The organism is Cupriavidus sp. a3, assembly GCF_051015765.1.
In the GTDB taxonomy this organism is placed as follows: domain Bacteria; phylum Pseudomonadota; class Gammaproteobacteria; order Burkholderiales; family Burkholderiaceae; genus Cupriavidus; species Cupriavidus oxalaticus_A.
The window spans coordinates 2,081,364-2,094,067 of record NZ_CP170644.1; the positions used below are offsets into that span (position 1 = coordinate 2,081,364).

Annotated in this window: 12 protein-coding genes and 2 riboswitches; of the genes, 4 read left to right on the plus strand and 8 right to left on the minus strand. The window is 67.5% G+C overall.

The genetic code is table 11. The features are described from left to right. Positions 1-17: 17 nt before the first annotated feature. Positions 18-1,103 (minus strand): tartrate dehydrogenase, encoded by a 1,086-nt coding sequence (locus ACAD63_RS31250; RefSeq protein WP_133093380.1) that lies wholly within the window; start codon positions 1,101-1,103, stop codon positions 18-20. A gap of 132 nt (positions 1,104-1,235) precedes the next feature. Between ACAD63_RS31250 and ACAD63_RS31255 the strand changes: the two genes are divergently transcribed. Continuing rightward, positions 1,236-2,177 carry a LysR family transcriptional regulator gene (locus ACAD63_RS31255; RefSeq protein WP_133093381.1) on the plus strand — a complete coding sequence of 314 codons (942 nt, stop codon included), beginning with the start codon at positions 1,236-1,238 and terminating at the stop codon, positions 2,175-2,177. A 132-nt stretch (positions 2,178-2,309) separates the two neighbouring features. Further along, positions 2,310-2,786 (plus strand): DUF3597 domain-containing protein, encoded by a 477-nt coding sequence (locus ACAD63_RS31260; RefSeq protein WP_135703524.1) that lies wholly within the window; start codon positions 2,310-2,312, stop codon positions 2,784-2,786. 51 nt (positions 2,787-2,837) lie between these two features. Here the strand turns inward: ACAD63_RS31260 and ACAD63_RS31265 are convergent, their stop codons facing one another. The 3 genes from ACAD63_RS31265 to ACAD63_RS31275 are packed head-to-tail and all read right to left on the minus strand — an operon-like array spanning position 2,838 to position 6,876. After that, positions 2,838-3,338 (minus strand): TlpA family protein disulfide reductase, encoded by a 501-nt coding sequence (locus tag ACAD63_RS31265; RefSeq protein WP_135703523.1) that lies wholly within the window; start codon positions 3,336-3,338, stop codon positions 2,838-2,840. Further along, a complete protein-coding gene (locus tag ACAD63_RS31270; protein ID WP_431189852.1) occupies positions 3,335-4,585 on the minus strand; it encodes a sialidase family protein in 1,251 nt (416 codons plus the stop codon). Before ACAD63_RS31270 ends, ACAD63_RS31265 begins: the two co-directional genes overlap by 4 nt. 5 nt (positions 4,586-4,590) lie before the next feature. Further along, entirely contained in the window at positions 4,591-6,876 is a 2,286-nt protein-coding gene (locus ACAD63_RS31275; protein WP_135703522.1) for a TonB-dependent receptor, read from the minus strand. A gap of 254 nt (positions 6,877-7,130) precedes the next feature. Continuing rightward, a riboswitch (glycine riboswitch) is annotated at positions 7,131-7,232 on the plus strand. Further along, positions 7,233-7,363, plus strand: a riboswitch (glycine riboswitch). A 54-nt stretch (positions 7,364-7,417) separates the two neighbouring features. Here ACAD63_RS31275 and ACAD63_RS31280 point away from each other — a divergent pair. Further along, entirely contained in the window at positions 7,418-8,683 is a 1,266-nt protein-coding gene (locus ACAD63_RS31280) for a D-amino acid dehydrogenase (RefSeq protein ID WP_135703521.1), read from the plus strand. A 133-nt stretch (positions 8,684-8,816) separates the two neighbouring features. On the opposite strand, the gene ACAD63_RS31285 is transcribed toward ACAD63_RS31280, so the two are convergent. Genes ACAD63_RS31285 through ACAD63_RS31295 form a run of 3 tightly spaced genes read right to left on the minus strand, consistent with a single transcriptional unit; the run spans position 8,817 to position 10,903 of the window. After that, positions 8,817-9,215, minus strand: coding sequence for a Zn-ribbon domain-containing OB-fold protein (locus ACAD63_RS31285; protein ID WP_135703520.1), 399 nt, complete (start codon positions 9,213-9,215; stop codon positions 8,817-8,819). 24 nt (positions 9,216-9,239) lie between these two features. Next, entirely contained in the window at positions 9,240-10,406 is a 1,167-nt protein-coding gene (locus ACAD63_RS31290; RefSeq protein WP_135703519.1) for a thiolase domain-containing protein, read from the minus strand. A gap of 38 nt (positions 10,407-10,444) precedes the next feature. Next, on the minus strand, positions 10,445-10,903 hold the full coding sequence (locus tag ACAD63_RS31295) for a MaoC family dehydratase (RefSeq protein WP_135703518.1): 459 nt from the start codon (positions 10,901-10,903) through the stop codon (positions 10,445-10,447). Between the two features lie 283 nt (positions 10,904-11,186). Here ACAD63_RS31295 and ACAD63_RS31300 point away from each other — a divergent pair, with 283 nt between their 5' ends. Next, positions 11,187-12,110 carry a LysR family transcriptional regulator gene (locus ACAD63_RS31300; protein WP_133093389.1) on the plus strand — a complete coding sequence of 308 codons (924 nt, stop codon included), beginning with the start codon at positions 11,187-11,189 and terminating at the stop codon, positions 12,108-12,110. Positions 12,111-12,121: 11 nt separating this feature from the next. Here ACAD63_RS31300 and ACAD63_RS31305 read toward each other — a convergent pair whose 3' ends face one another. Then, entirely contained in the window at positions 12,122-12,640 is a 519-nt protein-coding gene (locus tag ACAD63_RS31305) for an Lrp/AsnC family transcriptional regulator (protein ID WP_133093390.1), read from the minus strand. Positions 12,641-12,704: the final 64 nt, after the last annotated feature.

The following is a 12,704-nucleotide window of genomic DNA, read 5'->3' on the forward strand; positions in this document are numbered from 1 at the left end:
GGTTGGCGCGCGAACGCTCAGGCTGCCCTGGCCTGCTTGCCGGACAGCAGTTCGCACACGGCTTGCGTCACCTGCGCGGTGGTGGCCTTGCCACCCAGGTCGCCGGTATGCAGCGCCGCGTTGGCGGTCACCGCCTCGACCGCCTCCATCACACGCTGGGCCGCGGCGTGCTCGCCCAGGTGTTCCAGCAGCATCACCACCGACCAGAACGTGCCGACCGGATTGGCCAGGCCCTTGCCCATGATGTCGAAGGCCGAACCGTGGATCGGCTCGAACATCGACGGATAGCGGCGTTCCGGGTCGATATTGCCGGTTGGGGCGATGCCCAGGCTGCCGGCCAGCGCCGCGGCCAGGTCGCTCAGGATGTCGGCGTGCAGGTTGGTGGCAACGATGGTGTCGAGCGACTTCGGGCGGTTGACCATGCGCGCGGTGGCGGCATCGACCAGTTCCTTGTCCCAGGTGACGTCCGGGAAATCCTTCGCCACCTGCACCGCGACCTCGTCCCACATCACCATGGCGTGGCGCTGCGCGTTGGACTTGGTGATCACCGTCAACTGCTTGCGCGGACGCGATTGCGCCAGCTTGAAGGCGAAGCGCAGGATGCGTTCGACGCCGACGCGGGTCATCATGCTGACATCGGTGGCGGCCTCGATCGGATGGCCCTGGTGCACGCGGCCGCCGACGCCCGAGTATTCGCCTTCCGAGTTCTCGCGCACGATCACCCAGTTCAGGTCTTCCGGCGCGCAGCGCTTGAGCGGCGCGTCGATGCCCGGCAGGATGCGGGTCGGGCGCACGTTGGCGTACTGGTCGAAGCCCTGGCAGATCTTCAGGCGCAGGCCCCACAGCGTGATGTGGTCGGGGATATGCGGGTCGCCGGCCGAGCCGAACAGGATCGCATCCTTGTCGCGCAGCGCGTCCAGGCCATCGGCGGGCATCATCACGCCGTGCTGGCGGTAGTAGTCTCCGCCCCAGTCGAAGTCTTCGAACTCGAAGCGGAAATCGGCGCCGGCGGCGGCCAGCGCTTCCATCACCTGGCGGCCCGCGGGTATCACTTCCTTGCCGATGCCATCGCCGGGGATGGTCGCGATGCGGTAGGTCTTCATCTCTTGTCTCCTGGTCAGAATCCGTGTGAATCCGTGTGTTTGCACGATTGCGTGGAATGGATTCTGGGCCGTGGACAAGGTTTTGGATCGCTTGTAAAGTTAAACCATTCTTAACCTGAGATTAAAGCTGGCATGGCATCGTCCGCAGGGATCCAGCCGTCGGAACTGGGCTTTTTCACGTCGGTGGCCACCGCCGGCAGCCTGAGCGCGGCCGCGCGCGACCTTGGCATCACAACCGCGGCGGTCAGCAAGCGGCTGGCACAGATGGAGGCGCGAATCGGCATGCCGCTGGTCACGCGCACCACCCGGCGCATGAGCCTGACGCCCGAGGGCGAGGTCTACCTGGAGCACGCGCGGCGCATCCTGAGCGAGATCGAGGACCTGGACCAGCTGCTGACGCGTTCCAAGGGCAAGCCGAGCGGCCTGCTGCGCGTCAATGCCACGCTGGGGTTCGGCCGCATGCACGTGGCGCCGGTGATTTCCGAGTACGTCGCGGCCTATCCCGAAGTCGACGTGCAGCTGCAGCTGTCGGCCGACCCGCCACCGCTGAACGAAGACGCGTTCGACGTCTGCATCCGCTTCGGCCAGCCGCCCGATGCGCGCATCGTGGCGCGCAAGCTGGCGCCCAACCGGCGCCTGCTATGCGCGTCGCCCAAGTACCTGCGCGATCACGGCATCCCCAACACGCCGGCCGACCTGCGCCGCCACAACTGCATCGGCATCCGGCAGGGCAGCGACGCCTATGGCGTGTGGCGCCTGACCACCGGCAAGGGGGCCAAGGCGCGTACCGAAACCGTGCGCGTGCGCGGCAACCTGACCACCAACGACGGCGAGATCGCGGTCAACTGGGCGCTGGAAGGCCACGGCATCCTGATGCGGGCCGAATGGGATATCGAGCGATTCCTGCGCAGCGGACGGTTGGTGCAGGTGTTGCCGCAGTACGCCACGCCGGAGGCCGACATCTACGCGGTCTATCACCAGCGGCATCAGCTGTCGTCGCGGCTCCGGCTGTTCGTCGAGTTCATGGCGGCGAAGTTCAGCGAGTTCGGCGAGCCGGCAAAAGTGCCGGCATGACTGTCGCTGCATGCAGCATTTACAACCCGGCGCTGCCTGGTGCGCCGAAAGCAAGGCCTGCGTGGATGGTGCGTTTCCTGCATGGCGCTGTACTCCACGTGCTGCGATCCAAACGGACAGGAGGCCACCGCCATGAGCATCTTCAAGGACATCCTCAACAAGCTGCTGGGCCGGGCCAAGCCGGCTGCCACGACTTCGGGCACCCCCGCCGGCACATCCGCCGGCACAGCGGCTGGCACGCCGACCTCGGCAGGCGCGGCACCCGCGCCGTCGAGCCCGTCGCCCGCGTCGGCAGGCGCCACCACGCCCGCAGGCAGCGCTGGCCAGGCCGCGGCCAAACCCACGCCGCTGTCGGGCGTCGACGTCGAATCCATCATGGACAACCTGGTCAGGGAGAGCGGCCAGACGCTGAACTGGCGCACGTCCATCGTTGACACGATGAAGGCGCTGGGCATCGACAGCAGCCTCGAGCACCGCAAGGAACTGGCGCGCGAGCTGCACTACAGCGGCGACATGAACGATTCCGCCGGGATGAATGTCTGGCTGCACAAGCGCCTGATGCAGGAGCTTGCGGCCAACGGCGGCAAGCTGCCGGCGGACTTGTCGTAAGGAAATCCGGGAAGCGTTGGCGGCTGCCTCAGGAAAGGGCCGGCGGCCGCCTCAGCCGCCGATGCCCGCCCAGCGCAGGTGCTTGTCCCAGTCGGCGTCGCCGATCACGCCGGATACGCCCTGCCGCTGGCCGTCGGCCCGATAGAAGTACGTGCGCGGCATCTCCCCCATCCAGTCGGGATCGACCGAATAGCGCAGCCTCTCCTGCGGCTCGTTGCCGAACATCCACGCGTCGCGCGTCAGGTTGACGCGCTTGAGCAGCTGCTGCACCTGCGGCAGCGCGTCGGGCCGGTCCATGGCCAGCGTGACCACGCGCAGGCTGCGATGCTTCGCCTGCAGCTTGCCGATGGCTTCGAAATTACGCTTGCAGTAGACGCAGTCGAGCGACCACACCACCAGCACGAAGGGCTTGCCCTGCTGGCTGGCACTGAGCTGCGCGGCACTGGCGGATTCGAACACCGATACGCGTTCGGCCGCGTGCGCCATGCCGGCGACGCCGAGCGCGATCGTGGCGCCCGCCAGCGCGGCGATGAGTTTGCGACGCAATGTCATGCGCCCTCCTGCGCCAGCGGGAAGACCTGGAAGCCTTCGGCCTCGGTGCGCCACAGCACGTAGGCGCGGCCGCCGTGCTGCAGCAGGTGCGGCTGGTCCGAATCGCGCGCGGTGCCGGCAACCTGGCGCGTCTGCCAGGTCTTGCCGCCGTCCTGCGACAGCATCGCCGAGAGCCGGGTCTGCTGGCCGTCGAACGATTTCCACGCCACCACGATGCGATGGTCGTCGAGCGCGACGATATCGGCATGCTGCGCGCGCGGGTCGTCCAGCGGACGCTGCGCCTGCAGCTTGCCGTCCCGGAAGCGGCCGACCGATACCGTCGGCTTGCCTGCCTTCACGTTGAACCAGACCATGTGCAGCATGCCGTCCGGCGCCACCGCGGCGCCCGGGCCGTGGTGCGGGCAGGCGTCGATGCGCCAGTCGTCGAAGGTCGCGCGCTGCATCGGCGCGGGCGTGCCGTCGGCGCCGAGCAGTGCCACCGCGTGGTCGCGCGCGTTGGGCGGGAACACGTGGCGCCACAGCGCCAGCATCTTGCCGTCCGGCGTCGGCGCGAGCGCGATGCGGCAGCATTCGCAGGACTGGTCGGCGATCTTGTAATCGCCCTGGAAGCTCTTGCCGTGGTCGGCCGATACCGCGTAGTAGATCGCAGCGCCGGCATAGGGCTGCCTGCGCGCTTCGGCGGCGACCACGTCGCGCTTGTCGATCCAGCTGACGAAGACGCGGCCGGCCGGGTCCACCGCGATCGCGTCGAAGCGGTGCGCGATCTGGTCGCGGTTGGCATGCACGGTCACCGGCGCGGCAAAGGTCTTGCCGCCGTCGGCGGAGCGCGCGAAGCGGATAAAGCCGGTATAGGGCTTGGGCAGCGGCTGGGTCCAGGTGACGTAGATCTCGCCGTCGCGGCCGGTGGCAACCTTGGGCCGGCTGTCGTGGTCAGCAGCCACGGCTTCGGGCACGCGGTTGACGTGCTGCACCGGCCCGAAGCTGCGACCCTGGTCGGCCGACGCGCGCACGGCCACGTGCTGGCCGTCCTTGTAGGCGATCCACAAGCGGCCGTCGCGATCGAAGGCGGCGCCGGTGCCGAGTTCGCTCATCGCCTTCGGCGCCGCGCTTTGCGCACCGTGGCCGGCATGGTTGCCATGGGACTGCGCCATCGCGGCGAACGCCGTGCAGGCGATCACGCCGGCGGCAAGGAAGCGGAAGCTGCGGGGCAAGCGCTGCAGGGGAATGGTCAGGATCGGACTGGTCACTGCACTCAGAAGGAAAGCTTGGCCTCGGCGTAGAACGTCCGGCCCGGGTACGGGTGGTAGACGAAGTAACGCTGGTCGGTCAGGTTGTCGATGCCAAGCCCGAGCCGCACGTTCCTGGCGGGCTTGTAGGTCACCTTGACGTCGAAGGTCAGGAAACTGCTGGTGCCGCCGAAGGTGTCGGGATTGACGTCGCTGTTATCGAGCGTATTGTACTGCCGCCCCGAATAGGTCATCGCCAGCGTGCCGGCCCATGCCGGCGTAAAGCGGTAGGTGCCGACCAGGTTCGCGCGCCACTGCGGGATGCGATAGAAATACTTGCCCACCGATGCCGGGTTATTGGCATTCTCCAGCGTCTTGGAATGGTTGTACGCGCCGCTGGCCGACAGGTCGAAGCCGCTGGTCAGCACGTCGCGCCCGTCGTAGGCAAGCTCGATGCCACGCGTACGCACGCGGTCCACGTTCTGGAAACTGGTGACGGTGGGGAACACCGTGGTATTGGTCTGGCTGACCAGCGCATCGCGGATGTCGTCTTCATACACCGACACGCGGAAGTACGAACGGTCGACCGTGCGTTCGAAGGTCAGGTCCTTCGAGAAGGAGCGCTCCGGTTTCAGGTTGGGATCGTTGTTGATCAGCGAGGTGCCGGTGATGCGGCCCTGGAACAGCTCGGCGACGGTCGGGTAGCGCCAGGCCTGGCCGAGCGACAGCCGGCCCAGCCAGTCCTGACCGATGGCCTTTTCCAGCGCCAGCTTGGGCGACCAGTTGGACTCGCTGCGCACCGGGTAGGCGACATCTACGCCTGGCTGGCTGCGGCTGCCGTCATAGGCGCGCCAGTGCTCCCAGCGCACGCCCGGGATCAGCTTCCAGTCCTCGGCGAAGTACCACGCGTCCTGCGCGTACAGCGCCTGCGTCTCGGTCTTGCCGGCAAAGGCGTTGTTGAACGCGGAGATGGTGGCGGCCTGCCAGTCCGAGGTGTTGTAGGTGGTGTTGCTGAGCCTGTAGTTGTCGTAGTGGTAGCCGAGGGTGACCCAGTGGCCGCCCTTGAGCTGCTGCGGGCGGTAGTCGGCCTTCAGGTCGAGCGTGCGCCAGCCGGTGCCGTCGCCATAGGTCACCGTGCCCGGGCCATTGCCCGCGGTGCTGGCGGTGCGGCTGATGTCCTTGGTGACATCGAACAGCGATGCCACGCCGGAGAAATTCCACCCGGTCTCGTTGCGCGTGCGCAGCGACAGGCCGTAGAGCCAGCGCGCGTCCTCGCCATTGCCCGGCGCAAACGCGTTGGCGGGGATCACGTAGCGGAGGCCGCCGATATTGACCGGGCCGCTCGACACCACGTTGCCGTCGGCATCGCGCAGGTAGCTGCCGGTGGCGCTGGAGCGGTCCTGCTGCCAGTAGGCGGCGGTGAATTGCGCCTGCAGGGTATTGGTGATGTCGTAGCCGAGCTTGAGCTTGAGCTGGTCCTGCACGGTGTGCGTGACGCCCTCGCTGTTGACGCCCATCACGGTGCGGTCGGCGCCGGTCTGGTCCTGGTCGAAGTAGGCGCCGGTCACGGGCTTGTCGGCCGAAGTCGCCCGCACGCTGGAGCGCGCCGCGGTGTAGAAGCTCAGCGGCTGGCTCTTGCTGTCCTGCCGGTCGACGCTGACCAGCCACGAGAACGGCCCGGCGCGGTCGCCCACGTAGGCGTTGGCGTGCACGCCGTTGAAACTGTCGTGCGTGCCGTACAGGTTGAAGCGCTGCGTGAATAGCTGCACGCTGGCATCGCCCTCGAACTTCTCCGGTGTGCGCGTACTGATCAGCACGGTCGCGCCCAGCGAATTGCCCGGGTACAGCGCCGAATACGGGCCATACAGCACGTCGACGCGCTCGATCTCGGCGGCGTTGACCAGCGACCAGCGCGGCGGGAAAGTGAAATCGGAGCCCAGCAGGTTGGAAAGCAGCAGGCCGTCGGCATAGACCAGCCCGCGCGCCGACTGGCGCGAGCTAGTGCTGCGCACCGAGATGATCGAGTTCATATCGCCGATGAAGCGCTTGCGCACGGCGAGGTTGGGCGCGTACTTGAGCGCGTCTTCGGTGTTGACCACGTTGAAGTCCGCCATGCGTGCGGCGCTGATGCCATAGGCGGGCGATGGCGTATTGGGCGGCGTGGCCGGCGTTTCGCCGCGCCCGGTCTTCGCCGAGACCACGACTTCCTGCAAGGGCTGCGGCGCGCTGACGGGTTCATCCGGCTGCGCGCCGGCGATGCCGGGGCCCATCAGCGCGGCCGAGGCGGCCAGCGCAATCCGATTTCTTCTCACTGGAATACCTTTTCTGTTCTTCTGGCTCGCCCGACCGGTGCGCCGTATCCGGCTCGTGCTACGGCGCACTTCCTCCGCGTAGCGAGTGCTGACATTCTAGGGGGCGGGTCGGCTTGACGCAGTGCGACATAGCGCCGCGCCGGTAAAGAAGCGACTCGACCCATCCATGCGAACACGACTGGCTCTATTCGCGTTTACCCGCATATCCACTTGCGGCCTTTGTCTCTAGATTTGCGCGGATTGGCGTTCGCGCCAACGTGATGCTGGGAGAGACTGATCCGGCGGCAGCCGCCGCGGACAGCGCCGAAGGAGCAACCGCCCCGGAAACTCTCAGGCAAAAGGACCGGTATCACGCGTCACAGCACTCTGAAGAATGCCGCCATCGTCAGCCGGCATACCGAAGGAGCAAGCGGCCCCCGCCACCGGTACCCCCGGGCACCACCGGCGGCTGTCGTGAATCTCTCAGGTCAGGAACAGAGGGGGCGTCCGCCACGCATGTCGCGTGCGGGCTCCCACCCCGACGTTTCTGGACTGCCAGATCATGAAGACAATCGCCGTCATCGGCGGTGGCATCACCGGTGTCACCACGGCCTACGCGCTCGCCCGGCGCGGATTCTCCGTCACCCTGTTCGAGCGCCACCGCTACGCCGCGATGGAAACCTCGTTCGCCAACGGCGGGCAGCTATCCGCCTCCAATGCCGAGGTGTGGACGCACTGGTCCACCATCATCAAGGGCCTGAAGTGGATGCTGCGCAGCGACGCCCCGCTGCTGGTCAACCCGCGCCCGAGCTGGCACAAGCTGAGCTGGTTCGCCGAGTTCATCGCCTCGATCCCGCATTACCGCCGCAACACCATCGAGACCGCGCGCCTGGCCATCGCGGCGCGCGAGCACCTGTTCGCGTGGGCGGCGCAGGAAGGCATCGACTTCGACCACAAGCGCGAAGGCATCCTGCATATCTATCGCGACAAGGCGGGCTTCGAGCACGCGGGCCGCGTCTCGGCGCTGCTGGCGCAGGGCGGGCTGGAGCGCCGCGCGGTGACGCCGGCGGAAATGCGCGCGATCGAGCCGACGCTGGCCGGCACCTACTACGGCGGCTATTTCACCGAAAGCGATTCGACCGGCGACATCCACAAGTTCACCAGCGGCCTGGCCGCCGCCATCGAGCGCATGGGCGTGCACTGCCGCTACGGCGAGGACGTGCGCAAGGTCACCACCGATGGCCGCAGCGCCAGCGTGACCGTGCAGGAAGGCGCGGACAGCGCCACCTCGACCTTCGACGGCGCGGTGATCTGCGCCGGCACCGCCAGCCGCGCGCTGGCCGCCGGGCTGGGCGACCGCGTCAACATCTATCCGGTCAAGGGCTATTCCATCACCGTCAACCTGAACGACGCGGGCAGCCGCACCGCGGCGCCGACCGTCAGCCTGCTCGACGATGAAACCAAGCTGGTCACCAGCCGCCTGGGCGACGACCGCTTCCGCGTGGCCGGCACCGCGGAGTTCAACGGCTTCAACCGCGACATCCGCGCCGACCGCATCCGGCCGCTGGTGGAATGGGTGCAGCAGTGCTTCCCCGGCGTCAGCACGCGCAGCGTGGTGCCGTGGGCGGGGCTGCGGCCGATGCTGCCGGATATGCTGCCGCGTGTTGGGCGGGGGCGGGCCCGGTGCGTGTTCTACAACACCGGGCATGGGCACCTTGGCTGGACGCTGTCGGCGGTGACGGCGGATATGGTGGCGGGGGTGGTGGCGCAGGCGCTGGTTGAGCCGAAAGTCTCGGGCGTGGGCTCGCTGGGACTTGCCAAGGCTTGAGATTGCCAGTTGAGCGCCTCGCTATTGCCAGCGCTGGCCCTCTCCCCCAGCCCCTCTCCCGCTCGCGGGAGAGGTACGGGGGAGAGGGCGGGAGCCTCCACGGAGTGAAGCGCCATCGCCCGCCGTGAACCGCTCAGGCCGGCGCAAACACCGGCACCGGCGCCCCATCCACGCTGGGCGCGAACCTGACCTTCACCTTCTGCCCGATGCGCACCTCATCGAGATCGCAATCGACGATATGGGTCATCATGGTCACGCCCTCGTCCAGCGTCACATAGGCAATGCAATACGCCTGCGGGCCAGCCTTGCGCGTGACGCTGTACGAGTAGATGGTGCCGCGGCCGCTGGCGGTCTTCCAGACCGTATCGCCCATGCAGAACGGGCACAGCGTGCGCGGATACCAGTGCGTCTTGCCGCATGACTGGCAGTGCTTGACCAGCAGCCGGCCTTCGCGCGCGGCCTGCCAGAATTCGATGTTGTCGGGCTGTTCGTCCGGGGCCTTGTAGGCCATGGGAGTGTGCGGGGTCGTCATGTCAGTTGCTCCGGCGATCGTTCATTATTCGCGCTCGAGGATCAGGGTGGCGCTGCCGTGGCGCGAGCCCAGGTAGCCGCCGGTGCCTTGCGCCAGCGCCAGGTCGCAGTTCTTCACCTGCACCGCTGGATGCGCCTCGCCGCGCAGCTGGCGCACGGCCTCGATCACCTTGGTGATGCCGCCGCGGTTGGCCGGGTGGTTGTTGCACAGGCCACCGCCATCGGTATTGAACGGCAGCTTGCCGACGCCCGAGATCAGGTTGCCGTCGGCCACGAACTTGCCGCCTTCGCCCTTCTTGCAGAAGCCCAGGTCTTCCAGCTGCATCAGCACGGTGATGGTGAAGCTGTCGTAGATCGAGGCGTACTTGATGTCGGCCGGGGTCACGCCGGCTTCAGCGAACGCGGCCGCGCCGGAAAACTTCGCGCCCGACCAGCTCAGGTCGACCTCGCCGCCGAGCTGGCCCTTGACGTATTCACCGGCGCCGATGATCTTCACCTTCGGGCGCCTGAGCGTGGCCGCGATCTCGGGCCGCGCCACGATCAGCGCGCCGCCGCCGTCGGACACCACGCAGCAGTCGAGCTTGTGCAGCGGGTCGGCGATCAACGGCGAGTTCAGCACCTCTTCCACCGTGACCACGTTGCGCAGCATCGCGTGCGGGTTGTGCTGCGCGTGGTGCGACGCCGCCACCTTGACCCATGCCAGCTGCTCGGGCGTGGTGCCGTACTCGTACATATGGCGCATCGCCACCATCGCGTACAGGTTGACGGTGACGGGATTGAACGGCGCCTCGAACGGGGCGTCCGGCAGGTTGGCGCCCCAGTTGCGCGCCTGCGTGCCGGTCGAGCCTTCGGAGCGCGGCCGGCCCGCCAGCGTGATCAGCGCCACGTTGCACTTGCCGGCGGCAATGGCCTGCGCGGCGTGCGAGACATGCACCAGGTAGGCGGAGCCGCCGGTGTCGGTGGAGTCCACGTGGCGCACCTTCAGGCCGAGGTAGTCGACCATGTTGGTGGCGCCCAGCCCCGGCGCATCGCCGGCGCAGAAGTAGCCATCCACGTCCGCCAGGGTCAGGCCGGCATCGGCCAGCGCGCCGCGCGCGGATTCCGCGTGCAGCTGCGCCACCGACTTGTCCGGCGCCTTGCGGGTCGGGTGCTCGTAGGCCCCGACGATATATGCCTTGCCTTTGATGCTCATGGGAGTCTCGTCCTGCTTGGGATTGATATTGGGGAACTTCAGAAGCGCATCTGCACCAGCCAGGTCGCCACCATGGCCGGCCGCTCGCTGCCTTCGACCTGCATCTCTACCTTCCAGTGGCAGCGCACTTCACCGGGGCGGACTTCGTCGAGCTGCTGCAGCGTGAACGCGCCGCGCACGCGCGCGCCGGCCGGCACCGGGCCGGTGAAGCGCAGCCGGTCGAAGCCATAGTTCAGCGCCAGCTTGCGGCCCGGAAAGGTAAAGCACTGCCCGAACGCCGCCGACACCATCGACACGATCAGGAAGGCGTGCGCGACCGTGCAGCCGTATGGCGAATCCGCCGCGGCGCGCTCGGGGTCCACGTAGATCCACTGCCGGTCATGCGTCAGCTCGGCGAAGGTATCGATGGCGTCCTGCCCGATGGGGAAATACTCGCTCACGGCGGCGGGCGCGGCGCAAAGCGCGCGCAGGTCGTCGAGCGATGCAATGCTGTGCATGAGGCTCCTGTCGGTCCAGGCCTGGTCAGGCGCGGCGGGCGCGATCGGCGCGATCGGCCTGCGCCCGGCCGGCTGTCTCCGTTGTGTTCCTTGAGTGTTCCTTGATACGGAATCTGTTGCTGCACCGCAGCTTGCAATCGAGTGTAGCGACGCCGCGGAACCGGCGTCCAATATCGTTTGCCGCGCGATCGATAAGCGCTGTTTATCGACCCACCCGGCGCGCGCGGTTGCCCGGGGGGCGCGCGGCGCACTAAGATGTGGCTCCCGCATCCCCGCTGACCCCATGGAACTGCGCCGCATCCGGCACTTCGTCGTGCTGGCCGAGACCCTCAATTTCCGCCGCGCGGCAGAGCGCCTGCATATCGCCCAGCCCGCGCTGACGGTCTCGATCCAGAAGCTCGAGTCCGAGCTCGACGCCACCCTGTTCGTGCGCGAGCCGCGCGGCGTCACGCTGACCGAGACCGGCCGCGCCGCGCTGGCCGAGGCCCGGCGCATCCTGTTCCACGCCGGCCAGTTCAGCGAGCTGGTGCAGTCGGCCAGCAGCGGCATGGCCGGCATCCTGCGGGTGGGCTTTGTCGGCACCACGACCTCGCACCTGCTGCCACGGCTGGTGACGCGCTTCCGCAATGAATACCCCGGCGTCGAACTGGTGCTGCGCGAAGCGACCTCGACCCGCATCATGCAATGGCTGGAAGACGAGGCGCTGGACGTGGGCCTGGTGCGCACGCCGCTGCTGACGCCGGGCAATACCGCGCTGGCGCTGCTGGAGCGCGACCGCTTTGTCGCCGCCCTGCCGCGCAGCCACCCGCTGGCGGGCAAGCCCGCGCTGACGCTGGCCGACCTCGCGCAGGAGCGCTTTGTCATGTACGAGCAGGCCGAAGCGTCGGGCCTGCGCAGCGCCGCGCTGTCGGCGTGCCAGGTGGCCGGCTTCCAGCCGCGCGTCACGCAGGAGGCCACGCAGGTGCAGACCGTGCTGGCGCTGGTGGAGAGCGGGCTGGGCGTGGCCCTGGTGCCGTCGATCATGCAGCGCTTTGCCAACGACCGCATGGTGATCCGCGACCTGGCGGGTTATCCGGACAGTGCCGGTATCGGCCTGGCGCTCACCTGGCTGCCGGCGCACGACACCCCGGTGGTTCGGCATTTCCGCGAGGTGGCGTTGTCGGAATTCGCGGTGGATGGCGGCAACGAGGAGCGTGGCGCGCCGTAGCCCGCAGCAGGCTATTCGCCCTCTTCTTCCGCCAGGCTCAAGGTCAATCCGCCCGCCGGCAGCGGCAGCGCCGTGCGGTACCGCACCTGCTTCAGCGCGAAGCTCGACCGGATATTGGACACGCCAGGGATCTTGGTCAGCTGCTCCAGGATAAAGCGCTCCAGGCTCTGCATGCTGGGCACGACAACGCGCAGCAGGTAGTCCGCATCGCCGGTCATCAGGTAGCACTCCATCACTTCGGGCCGCTTGTCGATTGCCGCCTCGAAGCGGCGCAGCGCGTCTTCCACCTGTTTTTCCAGGCTGACCTGGATAAACACATTGATGCGCAGGCCCAGCGCCTCGGCATTCAGCAATGTGACCTGCTGCTTGATCAATCCCATTTTCTCCAGCGCCTTGACGCGGTTGAAGCAAGGCGTCGGCGACAGGTTCACGGCGCGCGCCAGCTCGGCATTGGTGATGCGGGCGTTCTGCTGCAGCTGGTTGAGGATGGCGATATCGATGCGATCGAGCCTGAGCGAGGTGTCGTTCATGATGTAACAATTCCGGATTTTGGCATCTATTGAGAATTTTTATACTGTGATACCCGCTTCTGGC

Excerpts from the sequence above, each read along its gene's own strand:
- ACAD63_RS31250 (WP_133093380.1), bottom strand. The coding sequence starts at position 1,103 with ATGAAGACCTACCGCATCGCGACCATCCCCGGCGATGGCATCGGCAAG.
- ACAD63_RS31260 (WP_135703524.1), top strand. The coding sequence starts at position 2,310 with ATGAGCATCTTCAAGGACATCCTCAACAAGCTGCTGGGCCGGGCCAAG.
- ACAD63_RS31265 (WP_135703523.1), bottom strand. The coding sequence starts at position 3,338 with ATGACATTGCGTCGCAAACTCATCGCCGCGCTGGCGGGCGCCACGATC.
- ACAD63_RS31305 (WP_133093390.1), bottom strand. The coding sequence starts at position 12,640 with ATGAACGACACCTCGCTCAGGCTCGATCGCATCGATATCGCCATCCTC.
- ACAD63_RS31255 (WP_133093381.1), top strand. The coding sequence starts at position 1,236 with ATGGCATCGTCCGCAGGGATCCAGCCGTCGGAACTGGGCTTTTTCACG.
- ACAD63_RS31290 (WP_135703519.1), bottom strand. The coding sequence starts at position 10,406 with ATGAGCATCAAAGGCAAGGCATATATCGTCGGGGCCTACGAGCACCCG.
- ACAD63_RS31280 (WP_135703521.1), top strand. The coding sequence starts at position 7,418 with ATGAAGACAATCGCCGTCATCGGCGGTGGCATCACCGGTGTCACCACG.
- ACAD63_RS31300 (WP_133093389.1), top strand. The coding sequence starts at position 11,187 with ATGGAACTGCGCCGCATCCGGCACTTCGTCGTGCTGGCCGAGACCCTC.
- ACAD63_RS31285 (WP_135703520.1), bottom strand. The coding sequence starts at position 9,215 with ATGACGACCCCGCACACTCCCATGGCCTACAAGGCCCCGGACGAACAG.
- ACAD63_RS31295 (WP_135703518.1), bottom strand. The coding sequence starts at position 10,903 with ATGCACAGCATTGCATCGCTCGACGACCTGCGCGCGCTTTGCGCCGCG.